Below are 18,249 nucleotides of genomic sequence, written 5' to 3'. Positions count from 1 at the left end.
CCGGTCGGGTTGTTCGTCGCTCGGCGCGCAAGCAGGAAAAAAGCGCCGCGCGCCGCTCCCATCCATTAGAGGAAACCGAAACGAAAACGTCAAGACGCGTCCGCCGCTAGCAGACTCGCTCGCGAGCGCAACCTGCCGTCGCGTACAAAAACAATGCCCACGGCCTCGCGGCCGTGGGCTTGTCAGCGAAGCGCGAACTACCTGCGCGCACTCAGTGCTTGACGACCTCAGTCGAGCCGGCATCCTTCGCGGGTTCCGCGACGGGCGCCGCCGCCTTCGCCTCTTCCTCGGGCAGCGCGCTCGGCAGACGTTCGAGCGCGAGTTCGAGCACCTTGTCGATCCAACGGACCGGCACGATTTCGATCGCGTTCTTCACGTTGTCCGGAATGTCCGCGAGATCCTTCACGTTCTCTTCCGGAATCAGCACGAGCTTGATACCGCCGCGGTGCGCTGCGAGCAGCTTCTCCTTCAGACCGCCGATCGGCAGCACCTCCCCGCGCAGCGTGATCTCGCCCGTCATCGCAACGTCGGCGCGCACCGGAATGCCCGTCAGCACCGACACGAGCGCCGTCGTCATCGCGATGCCGGCGGACGGACCGTCCTTCGGCGTCGCGCCTTCCGGCACGTGAATGTGGATGTCCTGCTTTTCGAACGCCTCGTCCTTGACGCCGAGCCGTCGCGAGCGCGAGCGCACGACCGAGCGCGCGGCCTCGACCGACTCCTTCATCACGTCGCCGAGCGAGCCCGTACGAATCACGTTGCCCTTGCCGGGCATCACGGCCGCCTCGATCGTCAGCAGATCGCCGCCCACTTCGGTCCATGCGAGACCCGTGACCTGGCCAACCTGGTTCTCCTTCGCGGCAAGACCGAAATCGTACTTGCGCACGCCGAGGAACGTGTCAAGGTTCTCGCCGTCGACCTTGATCGCGCCCGTCGCCTTCTTCAGCAGCAGCATCTTCACGACCTTGCGGCAGATCTTCGAGATTTCGCGCTCGAGCGACCGCACACCGGCTTCCCGCGTGTAGTAGCGGATGATGTCGCGAATCGCCTGCTCGGCGACATCGATCTCGCCCTCCTTCAGGCCGTTGTTCTTCTTCTGCTTCGGCAGCAGGTAGCGCTGCGCGATGCTGACCTTTTCGTCCTCCGTGTAGCCCGACAAACGGATCACTTCCATCCGGTCGAGGAGCGGCGGCGGAATGTTCAGCGAGTTCGACGTCGCGACGAACATCACGTCCGACAGATCGAAATCGACCTCGACGTAGTGGTCGGCGAACGTGTGGTTCTGCTCCGGATCGAGCACTTCGAGCAGCGCCGACGACGGATCGCCGCGGAAATCCATCCCCATCTTGTCGACTTCGTCGAGCAGGAAGAGCGGATTGCGCACGCCGACCTTCGACAGGCTCTGCAGGATCTTGCCCGGCATCGAGCCGATGTAGGTCCGACGGTGACCGCGGATCTCGGCCTCGTCGCGCACGCCGCCCAACGCCATGCGGACAAACTTGCGGTTCGTCGCGCGCGCGATCGACTGGCCAAGCGAGGTCTTGCCGACGCCCGGAGGCCCGACGAGGCACAGGATCGGTGCCTTCACCTTGTCGACGCGTTGCTGCACCGCGAGGTACTCGAGGATCCGTTCCTTGACCTTCTCGAGGCCGTAGTGATCCTCGTCGAGGACCTTCTCGGCGTTGGCCAAGTCGTTGTTGACCTTGCTCTTCTTGCGCCACGGCAGCGCGATCAGCGTATCGATGTAGTTGCGCACGACGGTCGCTTCCGCCGACATCGGGGACATCAGCTTCAGCTTCTTGAGCTCGGCATCGGCCTTCTTCTTCGCTTCCTTTGGCATGCGCGCGGCGTTGATGCGCTTCTCGAGTTCCTCGAGATCGGCGCCTTCCTCGCCTTCGCCCAGTTCCTTCTGGATCGCCTTGACCTGTTCGTTCAGGTAGTACTCGCGCTGGCTCTTCTCCATCTGGCGCTTCACGCGCCCGCGGATGCGCTTTTCGACCTGCAGGATGTCGATCTCCGCCTCGAGCTGGGCGAGCAGGTGCTCGAGCCGCTCGATGACCGGGAACATCTCGAGGATGTGCTGCTTCTGGTCGAGTTTGAGCGGCAGGTGCGCCGCGATCGTGTCTGCGAGCCGGCCTGCCTCGTCGATACCCGACAGCGACGTCAGAATTTCAGGCGGGATCTTCTTGTTCAGCTTCACGTACTGATCGAACTGCGACACGATCGCGCGGCGCAGCGCTTCCGTCTCGGCGCTGTCGGCGTGGTCCGGTTCGAGCGGCATCACTTCGCACGAGAACTGCGTCTCCTGCTCTTCGATCGAGAGCGCCTGCGCGCGCTGCAACCCTTCGACCAACACCTTCACGGTGCCGTCGGGCAGCTTCAGCATCTGCAGGATGTTCGCGATGCAGCCGACGTCGTACATGTCTTTGTCGGTCGGCTCATCCTTTGCGGCGGTCTTCTGAGCAACAAGCATGATGTGCTTGCCGCCTTCCATTGCCACCTCGAGAGCCTTGATCGACTTCGGCCGGCCCACGAAGAGCGGGATCACCATGTGCGGGAAAACGACGACGTCCCGCAGCGGCAGCAGCGGGAGCGTAGTGCGTTCCGGCGGGAGAAGTTGGGTGCCTGACATTTCATTTCCCCATGAGTGGAATCAATTATTCGGTAAGTAAGGCCGGCACAGCGGATTGCAAGCCTTCAGCGCGTGGGAAATATTCAGTAAAAAAGTTACCGTGCGGTTCGAGTCAGAGTTACCCACAAGATAAACGAAAAAAAGCCGTTCACGATTCCATGAACGGCTTTTTTGCTCACGAAACTTCAAAGCCGATCAATTCGAACCCGCCACTTTCGGCGTGTCCTCATAAATGAGTAACGGTTTGCCGTCCCCTTCGATGACATTGTCGTCGATGATCACCTTGCCGACCCCTTTGAGGGTCGGTAGTTCGTACATCACGTCGAGGAGCGCCTGCTCGATGATCGAACGCAGCCCACGCGCGCCCGTCTTGCGACGGATCGCCTTACGGGCGACCGCCTGCAGCGCGTCCGGGCGAATTTCGAGTTCGACCCGCTCCATCGCGAACAGCTTCTGATACTGCTTGACGAGCGCGTTCTTCGGCTCGACGAGGATCTTCATCAGCGCGGCTTCGTCGAGCTTGCCGAGCGTCGCGACCACGGGCAGACGGCCGATCAGCTCGGGGATCAACCCGAATTTGATCAGGTCTTCCGGCTCAACCTCGCGCAGCACTTCGCCCGCGTCCCGCTCCTGCTTGCTCTTCACGGTCGCGCCGAAGCCGATGCCGGTCTTCTCGGTGCGGTCGGTGATCACCTTCTCGAGGCCGTCGAACGCGCCGCCGCAGATGAACAGGATGTTCGTCGTGTCGACCTGGATGAAATCCTGGTTCGGGTGCTTGCGGCCGCCCTGCGGCGGCACCGACGCCATCGTGCCCTCGACGAGCTTCAGGAGCGCCTGCTGGACGCCCTCGCCCGACACGTCACGGGTGATCGACGGGTTGTCCGACTTGCGGCTGATCTTGTCGATCTCGTCGATGTAGACGATCCCGCGCTGCGCCTTCTCGACCTCGTAGTTGCAGTTTTGCAGCAGCTTCTGAATGATGTTCTCGACGTCCTCGCCGACGTAGCCGGCTTCCGTCAGCGTGGTCGCGTCGGCGATCACGAACGGCACGTTCAGAAGGCGCGCGAGCGTCTGCGCGAGGAGCGTCTTGCCGGAGCCCGTCGGGCCGATCAACAGGATGTTGCTCTTCGACAGTTCGACGTCGTCCTTCTTGTCGAGATGCTTCAAGCGCTTGTAGTGGTTGTAGACGGCGACGGCGAGGATCTTCTTCGCGCGTTCCTGCCCGATCACGTATTGATCGAGGATGTCGCGAATCTCCTGCGGGCTCGGCAGGTCGGATTTGGACAGGCTGGCTTCGACGCCCACCGCGGCCGCTTCGTCGCGAATGATCTCGTTGCACAAATCGATGCATTCATCGCAGATGAACACCGACGGCCCTGCGATGAGTTTTTTCACCTCATGCTGGCTTTTGCCGCAAAACGAGCAATACAACAGCTTCTCGCTGTTCGAACCTTTTTTGTCCGCCATGAATTAGAGCCTCCGGACACGTGAGTTACATGATACGCCGTTTGTCCCCGATACCATGACCTGGTAAATACTCGGGAGACGGCGGCGATGTTCTTTTGCCGCAGATGCTCGGGGCGTGTGGCGGGTGCCGCGCCTATTGGGGCGGCACCCCACTAAAGCTTACGGGCGCTTGATCGACACATGGTCGATCAGCCCGTACGCCTTCGCATCTTCGCTGGACATGAAATTATCACGGTCGGTGTCGCGCGCGATGCGCTCGACGTCCTGACCGGTGTGTTGGGCGAGCAGGTGGTTCAGGCGGTCCTTCAAGTAGAGGATCTCGCGTGCCTGGATCTCGATGTCCGACGCCTGGCCGCGCGCGCCGCCGAGCGGCTGATGGATCATCACGCGCGCGTTCGGCAGCGCATAGCGCTTGCCCTTCGCGCCCGACGCGAGCAGGAACGCGCCCATGCTGGCCGCGAGGCCCATGCAGAGCGTCGACACGTCCGGCTTGACGAACTGCATCGTGTCGTAAATCGCCATCCCGGCCGAAACCGAGCCGCCCGGGCTGTTGATGTAGAGGCTGATGTCCTTGTCGGGATTCTCGCTTTCGAGGAACAGAAGCTGCGCGACCACGAGATTCGCCGTCTGGTCGTTCACTTCGCCGACCATGAACACAATGCGCTCTTTCAGGAGTCGCGAGTAGATGTCGTACGAACGCTCGCCGCGACCGCTCGTCTCGACGACGATCGGCACGAGCCCGAGCGCTTGCGCCTCGAAATCCCGCGGGGCTTGCGAAGCCAACGTGTCAAGCAATTGAGCGCGATTAATCATTCAATGAGCCTTGTCCGAGAATGAGTATTGAACGGCAGGAAACGAGCCGGAGAACGTCGCACGCGGCGCCGCATCATGAAAAAACGGCGTGCCGGCCGTCGCTCCGACAGCCGGCACGCCGCTAGAGCAACACTTATGCTTGCGCCGTTGCGCTCGCCAGTGCTTCGAAGCTTACTTCCTTGTCCGTCACCTTCGCCTTGCCCAGCACGAAATCGACGACGTTGCTCTCAACGACGAACGCTTCCATTTCGGCAAGGCGCTGCTGATTCGAATAATACCAGCGGACCACTTCCTTCGGGTCTTCGTAGCTCTTCGCGAATTCGTCGACTTCCGCACGGATCTGCTCCGGCTTCGCCTCGAGGCCGTTCGCCTTCACCAGCTCGGCCAGCACAAGGCCGAGCTTCACGCGGCGCTCGGCCTGATCGGCGAACATTTCGGCCGGAATCGGCGCATCCTTCGCGTTCGGCACGCCGCGCTGCGAGAGATCCTGACGAGCCATCTCGACGAGGCGCTGCTGGTCCTGCTCGATCAGCGCCTTCGGCACGTCGAGCTCGGAAATCTTCAAGAGCGCGTCCATCACCTGGTTCTTCACGATCGACTGCGTGCGGCGCTTCGCCTCGCGCTCGAGGTTTTCCTTGATCTCGCCGCGCATCTTGGTCAGATCGCCGTCCTCGACGCCGAGCGACTTCGCGAAATCGGCGTCGATCGCCGGCAGGTGCGGCCACTCGACCTTCTTCGTCGTGACCGTGAACTGCGCGGTCTTGCCCGCCACGTCCTTGCCGTGGTAGTCGTCCGGGAACTTCAGGTCGAATTCGCGCGACTCGCCCGTCTTCAGGCCGAGCGCCGCCGTCTCGAATTCGGGCAGCATCCGCCCTTCGCCGAGCACGAACACGAAGTCTTCGGCCGTGCCGCCCTGGAACGCGACATCGTCGATCTTGCCGACGAAATCGACCGTCACACGGTCGCCGTTCTGCGCCGCCGTGTCCGCGCCGCCGTCGCCGTGCTCGCCGCCTTCGCCGCGCGCGTGGAAGTGCACGCGCTGCTTGCGCAGGATGTCGAGCGTGCGGTCGATTTCGGCGTCGCCGATCGACGTCGTCGAGCGCTCGACTTCAGCCGTCTCGAGCGCGCCGATCTTCACTTCCGGGTACACCTCGAACGTCGCGTCGAACGCGTACGCGCCCTCCGCTGCGTCCTGCTTCGGCTCGAAGCTCGGCTGGCCCGCGACGCGCAGGTTCTCCGCGCGGCTGATCGTGAAGAACTCCTGACCGATCTTGTCGCTCAGCACCTCCGCCTCGACCTGGCCCGCATACTGCTGCGCGACCATCTTGAGCGGCACCTTGCCCGGGCGGAAGCCCGGCATGCGCACGTTCTTCGCGAGTTTCTGAATACGGGCGTCGATCTCCTTCTGCACGACATCCTTCGGCAGGGAGATCGTCACGCGGCGTTCGAGCTTGCCGAGGTTTTCAACAACGTTAGCCATGGCTTCAATCGTCCTAAAATTATTCGAGCGAATCGGTTTTTCCTTGCCGTGCCAGCCTTGCGACGGACGCGCTGTCGCGCACCGTCCGTTCGCTCGTGCGAGCGCATCGGGCGCAGGCCGCGCTGGCGGCTCGCTCAGCCCCGCGTGCGACTCCCGCGTGCAACTTTCCGCATGCGACTCGTTCGGCGGCTTGGAGCAACGGCTTTGGCCGGAAGAATCGACTATTCTAGCAAACTATTTTCCTCTCACCGCGAGTTCAGGCGGTGGCGCGCCGCAGCATCGCGCACGCGGCGCCCTCCGTGCGATCCCGGACATGCGCGGCGCGGTATCCCGCAGCCGCGGGCCATCGGGTAAGCTCCCTTTTCGATCCCCGCCGGTCTTCGCGCCGCTCGCATGTCCACCGCATCCACCGTGCCCGCCCGCGCGATCCGCCCGTCATCACGAACGACATCCGGAGACACCATGCCGCAGCATTCGCCCGCGCCCGTCGTCGTCATTGCGCCCGACTCGTTCAAGGGGTCGCTATCCGCCGAACAGGTGGCGAACGCGATCGCCGCGGGCGTCGCGCGGGCGCGCCCCGACGCCGTCGTGCGGCGCTGCCCGATGGCGGACGGCGGCGAAGGCACGCTCGACGCGCTCCTCGCGCACGGCGGCACGCGCCGCACGCTGCGCGTGCCCGGCGCGTCGCTCGCGCCGCGCGACGCGGCCGTCGGCCTCATCGACGCGCGCACGGCGATCGTCGAGACGGCGGAAATCGTCGGCATCACCGATCCGGCCGGCATGAGCGCGCCCGTCGCCGCGCGCAGCACGCGGGGCCTGGGCGACGCGATCCGCGCCCTTCTCGACGAAGGCGTACGCACGTTCTACGTCGCGCTCGGCGGCAGCAGCACGAACGACGCCGGCGCAGGCCTGCTCGCCGGCCTCGGGCTGCGCGCGTTCGACGCGCACGGCCGCGAGATCGAGCCGACGCCCGAGCGGTTCGCGCACGTCGCGAGCGTCGACGTCGCCGAGCTCGACGCGCGCCTTGCCGAGACGTCGTTCGTCGCGATGTCCGACGTCGACAATCCGCTCACGGGCGAGCACGGCGCGACCGCCGTGTTCGGCCCGCAAAAGGGCGTGACACCCGCGCAGGTCGCGCCGCTCGACGCGGCGCTCGATCATTTCGCGGCGCTCGTCGAGGCGGCGCTCGTCCGCCGTCCCACCGGGACTTCCGCTGGTCGCGCCCGTGATCTGCCCGGCGCCGGCGCGGCGGGCGGGCTCGGCTTCGCGCTGCACGTGCTCGGCGCGCGCTTCGAGCCGGGCGCCGATGTCGTCGCGCGGCAGATCAGCCTCGACGCGGCGCTCGCGGGCGCGAACTGGATGATCACGGGCGAAGGCCGCTCGGATGCGCAGACGCTGCACGGCAAGGCACCGTTCGTCGCGTGCCGGCACGCGCGCGCGGCAGGCGTGCCGGCGACGCTGCTGTCGGGCGCGGTCGATGCGGCGGCGCTGCCGCAATTGTCTGGTCATTTCGACGGCTGCTTCTCGCCTGCGCCCGGCCCGATCACGCTCGACGTCGCGCTGCGCGACGCCGCGCGCCTGCTCGAGAACGAGGCCGAGCAACTGACGCGGCTGCGCTACGGCCGGGTCTGACACGCTCGGCACGTGCGGCCCGCGCGGGCGGCACCGTTGACCGCACGCCGCGATGCGGCAACAATCGGGCCCGCACCCCTCATTCAGGACACGACATGACAGGCAGCAAAGTCGGGCTCGACCAGTTCATGACCTACCGGATGCACGTGCTGAACAAGCTCTCCGACCGCGGCATCGGCGATCTGTATCAGACGAAGCTCGGCGTATCGCTGCCCGAGGCGCGGATCATCGCGTCGGTCGGCGCGTTCGGGCCGTTCTCGATCATGGAGCTCGCGCGGCGCGCGAACCTCGACAAGAGTCAGGCGAGCCGCGCGGCCGAGGCGCTGATCCGGCGCGGGCTCGTCAAGCGCAGCCCGAGCGACGCCGACGGACGCGTCGTGCTGATCGCGCTCACGCCGGCGGGCGCCGCGCTCAACCGGAAAATCATGCCGATCGCGCAAAAGTGGAACGCCTTGCTGCTCGATTGCCTGAGCGAAAGCGAGAAAGCCGCATTCAGCCGCGCGCTCGACAAGATCATCGCCGGCGCGCGGGAACGGGCGGATTGAACGCTCGACGGGCGGGCGGCCGAACCCGCTTGGTACGCGCGGGCGTCGGGTCCGTGAGTTGGGTAGTCGCGGCGGTGACGATTCGTTCGCGTTTTCTGCCGGCTGTTCGCCCACGTCGGAATTCGGAGAATCGGCTGATCGGCTGATCGGCTGATCGGCGAGCATCGCGGCTTCGCGTCGACGACACGCGCCCGAGCGTTGCCCGCCCCGCTCGCGCGGATGGACGCAGCGCCGTCGCGCGGCGCCTTCACGAGCCGCCCGCGTCGATCGGCCACCGCCCGCCGCACGACACGTCACAGCCCGGAATTGAACGCACGCTGCCGCAGCAGCCCGAGCACCGCGTCGCAATATGGCGTCGGCACGCAGAGCTTGCGGCCGAGCTCCGGGAACACGCCCAGAATCGGCCCGATCTCGAGCGGCCGCCCCGTCTCCAGATCCTGCAGCATCGACGTCTTGAACGCGCCGAGCTGGCGCGTCACCGCGATCCGCTCCGGACCGCTCATCCCGGCCGACAACCCGAGCCGCGCACCGATCGCGTCGGCCTCCTCCATCATCCGCAGCGCGAGCTCGCGCGTATGCGGATCGTCGAGCAGGCGATCCGCCGCCGAGCCCGTCAGCGCGCTCAGCGGATTCATGTTCATGTTGCCCCAGAGCTTCGCCCAGATGTCGGTGCGAATGTCGGCCGAGCGCTCGACGTCGAAGCCGCCCGCCGCGAGCGCGTCGGCGACGTGCGCGGTCGGATCGCGCAGTTCGGGCCGCGGCGCGCCGACGATCAGCCGGTTGCCGCGCCCGCGCACGACGACGCCCGGCTCGCGCGTCGCCGACGAAAGATGGACGACGCAACCGATCGAGCGCGCAGGCGGCAGCGCCGCGGCCGTCGCGCCGTCCGGGTCGACCGCGTCGAGCGCGACGCCGTCGAGCGGCCCGCCGAAGCCGTCGAAAAACCACCACGGCAGGCCGTTCATTGCGGCGACGATGATCGTCCGCGGCCCGACGAGCGGCGCGAGGCGCGCGGCGACGCCGGGCAGCGCCTGCGCCTTCAGCGCGACGACGATGTAATCCTGCACGCCGAGCGCGTGCGCGTCGTCGCTCGCGCGCAACGCGACCGCCGCCTCTTCGCCCGACCTGCCCGCCTCGCCGACGATCCGCAGCCCGCGCTCGCGCAACGCGTCGAGCGTCGCGCCACGCGCGAAGGCGCTCACGTCCCAGCCCGCGCGCGCCAACGCCGCCGCGAACAATCCGCCGATCGCGCCGATCCCGACGATCGCCGCGCGCACCGGTGCTCGATCCATATGCATGCCTCCTCGTTCGATGAAGCGACGAGCATAGAGCCGAATAGTTGCGGTCACAACCATTTCGCGGGGCGATGCCAGGCTCGGATCGCGCGTCACCCGCCGCCGTCGCGCTCCGCGCCGATTCCTTCAGCAGCGCGATCGATCTCGCCGAGCACGCCCGAGATCTGGCTCTTGTCGTGCATCCCGAGCTTGCGATACGCGCAGCGCAGATAATGGCGCACGGTAGCGGGCGCGATCTCCATCTGCTGCGCGACTTCCTTGTGCGAGCGCCCTTCGCCGTAATAGCGGATCGCCGCGAGCTCGCGCGGGCTCAGGCGGTCGAGCAGCGAGCGAGGCCGCACCTCCAGCTGGAACAATCCGGCGACGGGCATGCAGCGCATTCGCAGCGCATCGCCCGAATACGCCTGCGACGCATGGCGGCGCATGTGATCGACGAGCGCCGGCGGCAGCCGCGAGCCGCTCCAGTCGGGCCACTCGGTTCGCAGCACCGCGCCGAAGCCGGCGTCCGCGTGATGCAGTACGCCGAAGTTGTCGCAGATCGCGCGCACCGTCGACGCGGCCGCCTCGCTGCGCAAGCGGCTCAATTGCGCGGCGCGATTGATCGTCAATGCGGCCGCGAGGTGTGGAATGACGTCTTCGTAGCGGCGCGCGTCGTCTTCGGTAAACTGACGATTCAAGCCCTGCCGGTAGATCGACATGAACGTCGTGAGTCCGAAACGACGGTCGAGCGTGCACACGCACATGAGCTGAGCAAGCCCGTACTTGACGCACCAGTCGCGAAACCGGCCGTCGAGTCCCGGTTCGACGACCGACAGGATCGCCGCCTGGCCGTACGCGCCATGCAAGGTGCGATGCGCGAGCGGATCGCAATCGCGCACGCGCTTCCAGTCGGTGAAGAACTCGTGCGGCAGCCGGTACAGATAGCTGTTGTGCATCACGGGGCCGGTCGGCGTGTGGTTCGCGACGCCCGTCCATCCGGCGTCGAACGGCAGATAGCGCGACAGCAGCTGGAAGAACCGGCATTCGAATTCGCCGATCGACGCGCGGCTCGCAACCGCATACAGGTCGAGCAAGAACAGGCTCAGCTCGCGAGACGCCGCGCCCGGCGTCTGCGTGACGCCGTCGAAGTCGCGCCTGCGCAGCGCAAGCGGCGGCCACGCGGCGGCGTCGAGCACGATCGCCGCCGGCACGTCGCGCAGCGCATCGATGTCCTGCCGGATTCCCGCTCTGATCGCCACCACTGACCGCTCCCTTGCCCGCCCGTATCGCCGGCCTTGCGCGCTTCGATGAGCGATCGATTATAGCCGTCGGTCTTTTTTGAAAACCGCCCGCGCACGACCGCGCGAATGCCCCATCCATTTGAACGGTATCGGTGCGCTGCTGCGCCGCAGCATCCGCGCCGCCGCCCCGGGACCGCGCATACGCACCGGCGCGACGGCATTCAGGACGCCTCGAGGGTTTCCCGCACCGTTCATCTGAACGGCTTTGCAGCGGCATCGCTGCTACCGACACTGCGGATGCCTCCCACAAAAACGATCACCCGGTTTGGAGAAACGAAGCGATGAGGACGTTCAGGCACACACGCAGACGACGCGCGCTCGCGGCAACCGCGACGCTCGCCGCGCTATCCGGGTCGACGCATGCCCAGTCGACGCTCACGCTGTACGGCGTCGCCGATGCCGGCATGCAATATCTGTCGCATGCCGACGGCCAAAAAGGCGCATGGCGGCTGCAGAATTACGGAATCCTACCGTCCCAGATCGGCCTGAAAGGCGAAGAGGATCTCGGCGGCGGCTGGCGCGCGCGCTTCAAGCTCGAGCAAGGCATCAACCTGAACGACGGTACGGCGACGGTGCCGGGCTACGCGTTCTTTCGCGGTGCGTACGTCGGCATCGGCGGCCCGGTCGGCACCGTCACGCTCGGCCGTCAGTTCAGCACGCTGTTCGACAAGACACTCTTCTACGACCCGCTCTGGTACGCGGCGTACAGCGGCCAGGGCGTCCTCGTGCCGCCGTCGGCGAACTTCATCGACAACTCGATCAAGTACCAGTCGGCGACGTTCGCGGGCTTCGACGTCGAGGCGCTCGCCGCGACGGGCGGCATCGCCGGCAACACGCGCGCCGGCCGCGTGCTCGAACTCGGCGGACAGTTCACGAGCAACGGGCTGTCGGCGAGCGCCGTCGTGCATCAATCGCACGGCACGCTCGACGCCGGCATCGACCGCTCCGCGCAGCGGCGCGAGATCGGCACGTTCGCCGCGCACTATGCGTTCGCGTCGCTGCCGCTCATCGTCTATGCGGGCGTCGAGCGCCTGACGGGCGATCTCGATCCCGCGCGCACGATCGTCTGGGGCGGCGCGCGCTATCAGACGAGCGGACGCCTCGGCTTCGCGGGCGGCGTCTATCACACCGATTCGCCGACGCCGCAGATCGGCCACCCGACGCTCTTCATCTCGAGCACGACCTATTCGCTGTCGAAGCGCACCGTCGCATACCTGAATCTCGGCCACGCGAAGAACAGCGGCCGGAGCGCGCAGACCGTCTACGAATACGACCCGACGCCGCTCGCCGGCACATCGCAGTGCGGCGCGATGCTCGGCATGTACCACGTTTTCTGAATCGAGCCTTCGAGATCACGACCATGAAAACACTGCTACAAGATTCCACGCTGCCGTCTGCGACACCGTCCGACGACGCGCCCGATTTCACGAGCGGCACGCTCGCCGCGCTCGTCGCGTTCGCTGCGATCACGCCGCTCCTGCTGCTCGTCGCACCCGTCGTCGCCGGGCAGCTCGGCGTGCAGCTCGGACTATCGGCGTCGCAGATCGGCACGTACTTCTTCGTCGAGCTGGGCGCGTTCAGCCTCGCGACGCTGCCGTCGTATCTGTGGCTCGGGCGCATCGACGCGCGGCGCGTCGCGTGGTGCGCGACCGCCGCGTTCTGCGTCGGCAATCTCGCGACTGCCGTGACGATGCCGGACTTCGTCCCGCTCCTCGCGCTGCGCGCGGTAACGGCGCTCGGCGGCGGCACGCTGATGGTGCTCTGCATGACGAGCGCCGCGGCGAGCGGCAATAGCGATCGCGTCTACGGGCTCTGGGTCGTCGGCCAGTTGATCGCGGGCGCGGCCGGTCTCTTTCTGCTGCCGCATCTGTTCGATGCAGTCGGATTGCGCGCGCTGTATGCAGTGCTCGCCGCGCTCGCGCTGTGCGCGGCGCCGCTCGCGAACCGCTTTCCGGCCGTGCCGCGCGCGCGTCCCCGGCGCGCCCGCGGCGCACGTCCGGATGCGTCGCGCGCACCGACCGCGCTCGCGATCGGCGGCGTGCTGACGTTCTATCTCGCGATCGGCGGCGTGTGGACCTTCGCGAACAAGGCCGCGGCCGCGGTCGGCTTCGACGCGCAGGCGAGCGGCACTGTGCTCGCGATCGCGAGCCTGATGGGGATCGCGGGCGCCGCGCTCGCGTCGTACCTAGGCGGCCGCGCCGCGCGGCGCGCGATGCTCTACGTCGGATACGGCATCCTCGCCGCATCGCTCGTCATGCTCGCGGCGATGCCCAACGCATCCGGCTACACGACGGCGATCTTCAGCTTCAAGTTTGCGTGGACGTTCGTCCTGCCGTTCATTCTCGCGAGCGTCGCGGCTGTCGATACGACGGGACGCCTGATCGCGACGCTCAATCTTGTGATCGGCGCGGGGCTCGCCGCCGGACCGCTCGTCGCCGGGCTGCTGCTCGACGGCGGCGGCACGCTGCGCGCGCTGTTTACGATCGCCGCAATCGTGTCCGTCGTCTCGCTCGCGGCGCTGCTGCGCGTCGAGCGCGGCGCGCATTGACGCCGCATGTCGTTTCCTCCCTTCCTTCATCGCTTCAGCTCATCGCAATGAAAAAAACCGCTTTCTTCACCGACGAACGCACTTTCTGGCACACGGGCGGCGCGCACGCGCTGTTCTTTCCGGTCGGCGGCTGGGTGCAGCCGCCGTCGAGCGCGGGCTATGCGGAATCGCCCGACTCGAAGCGGCGACTGCTGTCGCTCGTGCACGCATCGGGGCTCGCCGCACGTCTCGACATGCAAAGCGCGCCCGCGGCAACCGACGCCGATCTGCTGCGCATTCATCCCGCGCATTACCTCGAAGTGTTCAAGCGCGCGAGCGACGCGGGCGGCGGCGAGCTCGGCGAGCTCGCGCCGTTCGGCAAGGGCAGCTACGAAATCGCGGCGCTGTCGGCGGGGCTTGCGCTCGCCGCCGTCGACGCCGTGCTCGCCGAGCGCGCGGCAAACGCATTCTCGCTGTCGCGCCCGCCCGGCCACCATTGCCTGCGCGACAAGCCGATGGGCTTTTGCCTCTTCGCGAACATTCCGATCGCACTCGAGGCCGCGCGCGCGACGCACCGGGTCGAGCGCGTCGCCGTGATCGACTGGGACGTGCATCACGGCAACGGCACGCAGGCGATCTACTATGACGATCCGCACACGCTGACGATCTCGCTGCATCAGGACCGCTGCTTTCCGCCCGGCTACAGCGGCGCCGACGAGCGCGGCGCGGGCGCGGGCGTCGGCGCGAACGTCAACGTTCCGCTGCTCGCGGGCGCGGGCGACGATGCGTACCGCTACACGTTCGAGCGGATCGTGCTGCCCGCGTTCGACGCGTTCAAGCCGGAGCTCATCGTCGTCGCGAGCGGGCTCGACGCGAACGCGGTCGACCCGCTCGCGCGAATGCAATTGCACAGCGACAGCTACCGGTTCATGACGCATGCGGTGAAGGAAGCCGCGCAGCGGCACTGCGGCGGGCGGCTCGTCGTCGTTCACGAAGGCGGTTATTCGGAGGCCTATGTACCGTTTTGTGGACATGCGATCGTCGAGGCGCTGTCGGACATGCGCACCGACGTCGCCGATCCGATGCTCGAGCTCGCGATCGCGCAGCAGCCCGGCGAACGCTTCAACGCGTTTCAGCGGCAATTGATCGACGAGATGGCGACGCGCTTCGGCTACTGACGAAACGAAACCAGACGAAACGATGCGGCGCCGCGCGGCGCCGCGCCTCTTCATTCGACGTCACAAAGTTCTCGGCGAAGCGGCGAAAAATCGCGCCGATGCCGTTACACTCTCGTCCTCCTCAGTTTCGAGCGTCCAAGAATCACATGCAGTTGCAAAAGCGGCTCGCCGCCGCGTGTCTCGCCGCCGTTTTCCTGTCTGCTGCGCCGCCCGCCGTCAGCAAGACGAATTCCGAATCGCTGCTTACCCGCCTCTTCGACCTGATCGCCGACGCACTGCCGTCGCCCGCGAAGGAGGCGCCCGCCGGGCAGGTCGTCGAAGCCGCGTTTTCGCCCGACGGCGGCGCCGAGGCGCTCGTGTTGAAGGTGATCGGCGCGTCGCGCGCGTCGATCCGCCTCGCGGGCTATTCGTTCACGTCGCCGAAAGTCGTGCGGGCGCTGCTCGACGCGCATCGCCGCGGCGTCGACGTCGCGCTCGTCGTCGACAACGACGGCAATCGCTCGAAGGCGTCGAAGCAGGCGCTCAACCTGCTCGTCAACGCGAAGGTGCCGACGCGCACGATCGACCGCTATGCGATCCATCACGACAAATACATCGTCGTCGACGGCCGCCATGTCGAGACGGGCTCGTTCAACTACAGCGCAGCCGCGGCCGCGCGAAATTCGGAGAACGTGCTCGTCGTCTGGAACAATCCGGCGCTCGCCGCGCAATACCTGAAGCATTGGCAGAACCGGTTCGATCAGGGGGCCGACTATCGGTCGACTTATTGATCGGTTGTTCGTGCGGGCGAGCCGCATGCGCAGCGGCAGCGGAAGCAGAAAGCCCGGCGGCCGCTCGAACATGCGATCGCCGAGCAATGCATTCGCCAAGCGATACGTTCTCCGCGTGCAATTCCAGCCCCGCGGCGACTCGGCAGCGCACGGCGAATGGCGCCCGGCGAACTGCCGCCGCGAATCAGACGTCCGTCCACCGGTCGCGGCCTGCCCGCGATACGTCCCTTCGCGATCGATCAGATTCCAGACGGTGACATCCTCGATCCAGAAGCGCCGTCCCGACTTCGAAATCCGCAAGCCGCGATAGCCGGTCGCGAAGCCTCGCGTGCGCACCGACTCGAGCAGCCTCGCGCGCTCGTCGCGATTCGGGTGCTCCGCGGACAGATCTGCATACCTATGTGGATTCAACCCTGCCGAGCCTCCAATCCGCTGCGCGTTGACAACACCGCCCACGCATCCTCACGCATGAAGCGGTTCACCGACATTACCGCACCATCGCCTCTCACCGTGTGAAACCATCCAGCTGGCAAAATGAGCAACTCACCGGGGTGTAATTCACACTCGATCGATTTTGCTCGCTTTGCGAGTGGAAACTTCGTCAGATCTGGCCGAAATGGATCAAATCTCGCAATCTGGAACATATTGAAGCAGGCGCCTGGATATAGATATTCTGCGTCGTCCGGTCTGTATAGTACGAATCTCTTTGAGCCTATTACTTGGCCAATAAATGCATGTAAAAAATCACGATGCAAGCGAGTGCATGCGCTGAAATCCCGGCGCCCCATCCATAATTGCGGCCGCGTAAAACATTTTCGGTTCAGCAACGGGAACTCGAACATTTCATGCATGGGCCCGGGCAGTAAGCACCCGCCGCTGTAGACGCCGGACGCGTCGCCATCCAAAGTGGCATCGATCAACGCCCCCAAGGTCGACAGGCCCAGCGTGGCCCCAAGAATATCGGCATCCAGTCCAGCGAGCTGGCAGGTCGCCAAACCTTTGCTGGAGTTCGTCGAACGTCGTCCGCCAGCCCGAAGCATTGAGCATCGCCGTTAGAATCACCGGCGTCCCTCCATGCAATATCTGCATCAATTGCCTTGCATCGATGGTTGCCATTCGATGCACTTCGGTCTCGGGCGAAGCCAGATTTGTCACCTGCAAAGTCAGATCGCGCAAGCGGGTCCGGCCGCTATCCGCTTCCGGCTGCGCAGCATGAGCGATGAGAGAAACCAAAGCGCGATTCCCAGTCACCTTGACGGTATCCTCCAAGGTTGCGTATGGCTGCCCGATCAGCATACGAAATACTGCGGCGGACATTTCGACCACAGCGTCCGGCGCTTCGCACACGCCATCAAGAAATCTGATGTTTTCTGAAATATCCGCATAAAATTTTCCATCGGCTTCGTCGGACACGATGAATTGCACGATACCACCCTGATACCCCGGCAAAAAATTCCGGCTGATATGTCGACAAATAATTGATTTGAGGTTGCAAAATAATTCCATTTTTGTCGATTGATTTAAATATATGGAGCGCTGGCCGCGCGCAAAGCGTGACGCACGAGTGTACGCATCGGCGAAAGGCCGGAATACAAAGTGCGCCATATGGCAAGCCGGCCGCGCAGTCTTTCGCAAGATCAGCATGCGCAGCGCAAGCGCTTCAAATTCACCCTATGAGAACGATGGTCAATCGGGATGAACATCGGCTCAAATCAAAACTCACTTCGATTCGCGCGCGTTTTCCTCAAGCGCGCGCCTCAGGCTCAACGGACGCATGTCTATCCACGTCTTTTCGATGTAATCGAGACATACCGCTTTCTTGCCACTCACGCCCACTGTTTTCCAGCCATCCGGCACTGCCTTGTAAACCGGCCAGATCGAATACTGTTCTTCATGATTGATGACAACGTTAATTCGGTATCTTCATGATCCCAACTCATTTTTCATTCTCCTTGACAAAGCTAATTTGCATATCTTTCATATGCACGATTGTGTCGGCCACACCGAAATAGTCACTGTCATGCGTCACAACGATGACCAGTTTCTTCATCGCCGCCAGTTCGGGCAGGAACCGTCGATAGAACAATTCCCGACGGCTCTTGTCTTGATCCGCAGCCCATTCATCGAAAATACAAACCGGCTTATCGTCGGCCAGCAGATTGACCAGCGCCAGCCGCTTTCGCTGCCCCTGGGAAAGGCGCGGAGCCGATTGCCAGCCGCCCGCCGCGGACAATTTGTCCTCGAGCCCAAGCAGCTGAATCCATTGGCTCAACATCGGGCTTCGTGCCGAACCGGCCGTCTCAAAGGGCATGACAAAAAAATCGCTATGGATCGCGCTGACGCACCGCCGCAGCATCAAGGCCGCATCCAGGCCGGGCGCGACATCGTTCAGCAGCACAGATCCTTCGTTCGCCGCATAAAGCCCCGATAGCAATTTCGCCAGCGTCGTCTTGCCCGAGCCATTGCCGCCTGTGACGAACACGATTTTTCCGGCGGTCAACTGCAAATCGATCGGGCCGATCGATACGGGCTGCTCATTCGCGTCGACGGGTGAAGTTGACCCGCAAAAACGGACACCTATTCTTGTTGGAGAGGAGGTGCCGTCATGGGCAAGCATCGGAAAGCGTACC

Annotated in this window: 15 protein-coding genes and 2 pseudogenes; 6 read left to right on the top strand and 11 right to left on the bottom strand. The window is 65.0% G+C overall.

Annotated features, from left to right (window positions below; all coding sequences use genetic code 11):
* Positions 1–211: 211 nt before the first annotated feature.
* The 4 genes from lon to tig all read right to left on the bottom strand — a co-directional run bounded on the left by lon (position 212) and on the right by tig (position 6,392).
* Positions 212–2,632 carry an endopeptidase La gene (gene lon / locus WS69_RS13405; RefSeq protein WP_059471249.1) on the bottom strand — a complete coding sequence of 807 codons (2,421 nt, stop codon included), beginning with the start codon at positions 2,630–2,632 and terminating at the stop codon, positions 212–214.
* Positions 2,633–2,827: 195 nt separating this feature from the next.
* Complete coding sequence (gene clpX / locus WS69_RS13400; RefSeq protein ID WP_059471248.1) at positions 2,828–4,099, bottom strand: ATP-dependent Clp protease ATP-binding subunit ClpX; 1,272 nt, start codon at positions 4,097–4,099, stop codon at positions 2,828–2,830.
* 159 nt (positions 4,100–4,258) lie between these two features.
* Positions 4,259–4,912, bottom strand: a complete 654-nt coding sequence (gene clpP, locus WS69_RS13395) for an ATP-dependent Clp endopeptidase proteolytic subunit ClpP (protein WP_025989765.1) — start codon at positions 4,910–4,912, stop codon at positions 4,259–4,261.
* Positions 4,913–5,045: 133 nt separating this feature from the next.
* Positions 5,046–6,392 (bottom strand): trigger factor, encoded by a 1,347-nt coding sequence (gene tig, locus WS69_RS13390; RefSeq protein WP_059471247.1) that lies wholly within the window; start codon positions 6,390–6,392, stop codon positions 5,046–5,048.
* Between the two features lie 462 nt (positions 6,393–6,854).
* On the opposite strand from tig, the gene WS69_RS13385 reads away from it, so the two are divergent.
* Together WS69_RS13385 and WS69_RS13380 are read left to right on the top strand one after the other, a co-directional pair.
* Positions 6,855–8,024 carry a glycerate kinase family protein gene (locus tag WS69_RS13385; protein WP_059471246.1) on the top strand — a complete coding sequence of 390 codons (1,170 nt, stop codon included), beginning with the start codon at positions 6,855–6,857 and terminating at the stop codon, positions 8,022–8,024.
* A 95-nt stretch (positions 8,025–8,119) separates the two neighbouring features.
* Positions 8,120–8,569 carry a MarR family winged helix-turn-helix transcriptional regulator gene (locus WS69_RS13380; protein ID WP_059471245.1) on the top strand — a complete coding sequence of 150 codons (450 nt, stop codon included), beginning with the start codon at positions 8,120–8,122 and terminating at the stop codon, positions 8,567–8,569.
* A gap of 293 nt (positions 8,570–8,862) precedes the next feature.
* Here the strand turns inward: WS69_RS13380 and WS69_RS13375 are convergent, their stop codons facing one another.
* Together WS69_RS13375 and WS69_RS13370 are read right to left on the bottom strand one after the other, a co-directional pair.
* Positions 8,863–9,861, bottom strand: a complete 999-nt coding sequence (locus WS69_RS13375; RefSeq protein WP_082716178.1) for a 2-dehydropantoate 2-reductase — start codon at positions 9,859–9,861, stop codon at positions 8,863–8,865.
* 95 nt (positions 9,862–9,956) lie between these two features.
* Positions 9,957–11,102 carry a helix-turn-helix transcriptional regulator gene (locus WS69_RS13370; RefSeq protein WP_059471243.1) on the bottom strand — a complete coding sequence of 382 codons (1,146 nt, stop codon included), beginning with the start codon at positions 11,100–11,102 and terminating at the stop codon, positions 9,957–9,959.
* A gap of 323 nt (positions 11,103–11,425) precedes the next feature.
* Between WS69_RS13370 and WS69_RS13365 the strand changes: the two genes are divergently transcribed.
* From WS69_RS13365 to WS69_RS13350, 4 genes are all read left to right on the top strand, one after another.
* Positions 11,426–12,481, top strand: coding sequence for a porin (locus WS69_RS13365; protein WP_059471242.1), 1,056 nt, complete (start codon positions 11,426–11,428; stop codon positions 12,479–12,481).
* A gap of 23 nt (positions 12,482–12,504) precedes the next feature.
* Positions 12,505–13,692 (top strand): MFS transporter, encoded by a 1,188-nt coding sequence (locus WS69_RS13360; protein WP_059471241.1) that lies wholly within the window; start codon positions 12,505–12,507, stop codon positions 13,690–13,692.
* A 47-nt stretch (positions 13,693–13,739) separates the two neighbouring features.
* Positions 13,740–14,849, top strand: a complete 1,110-nt coding sequence (locus tag WS69_RS13355; RefSeq protein WP_059471240.1) for a class II histone deacetylase — start codon at positions 13,740–13,742, stop codon at positions 14,847–14,849.
* A gap of 146 nt (positions 14,850–14,995) precedes the next feature.
* Complete coding sequence (locus tag WS69_RS13350) at positions 14,996–15,619, top strand: phospholipase D family nuclease (protein WP_059471239.1); 624 nt, start codon at positions 14,996–14,998, stop codon at positions 15,617–15,619.
* 180 nt (positions 15,620–15,799) lie between these two features.
* Here the strand turns inward: WS69_RS13350 and WS69_RS31000 are convergent.
* The 5 genes and pseudogenes from WS69_RS31000 to WS69_RS13335 all read right to left on the bottom strand — a co-directional run.
* Positions 15,800–16,003: pseudogene (locus WS69_RS31000) on the bottom strand (MEKHLA domain-containing protein); the annotation flags it as partial.
* Between the two features lie 23 nt (positions 16,004–16,026).
* Complete coding sequence (locus tag WS69_RS34740) at positions 16,027–16,407, bottom strand: cupin-like domain-containing protein (RefSeq protein WP_231747137.1); 381 nt, start codon at positions 16,405–16,407, stop codon at positions 16,027–16,029.
* Between the two features lie 55 nt (positions 16,408–16,462).
* On the bottom strand, positions 16,463–17,263 hold the full coding sequence (locus WS69_RS34735) for a hypothetical protein (RefSeq protein WP_226382819.1): 801 nt from the start codon (positions 17,261–17,263) through the stop codon (positions 16,463–16,465).
* 75 nt (positions 17,264–17,338) lie between these two features.
* Positions 17,339–17,559: pseudogene (locus WS69_RS30990) on the bottom strand (MbtH family protein).
* Positions 17,556–18,249 (bottom strand): ATP-binding cassette domain-containing protein (locus tag WS69_RS13335; protein WP_231747136.1); only part of this gene is annotated, 694 nt, incomplete at its 5' end. The gene WS69_RS13335 and the pseudogene WS69_RS30990, both read right to left, overlap by 4 nt.

Origin of the sequence: Burkholderia sp. BDU5, assembly GCF_001522845.1 — a bacterium.
GTDB classification, from domain to species: domain Bacteria; phylum Pseudomonadota; class Gammaproteobacteria; order Burkholderiales; family Burkholderiaceae; genus Burkholderia; species Burkholderia mayonis.
This window is presented reverse-complemented; position numbering and strand designations above follow the sequence as displayed.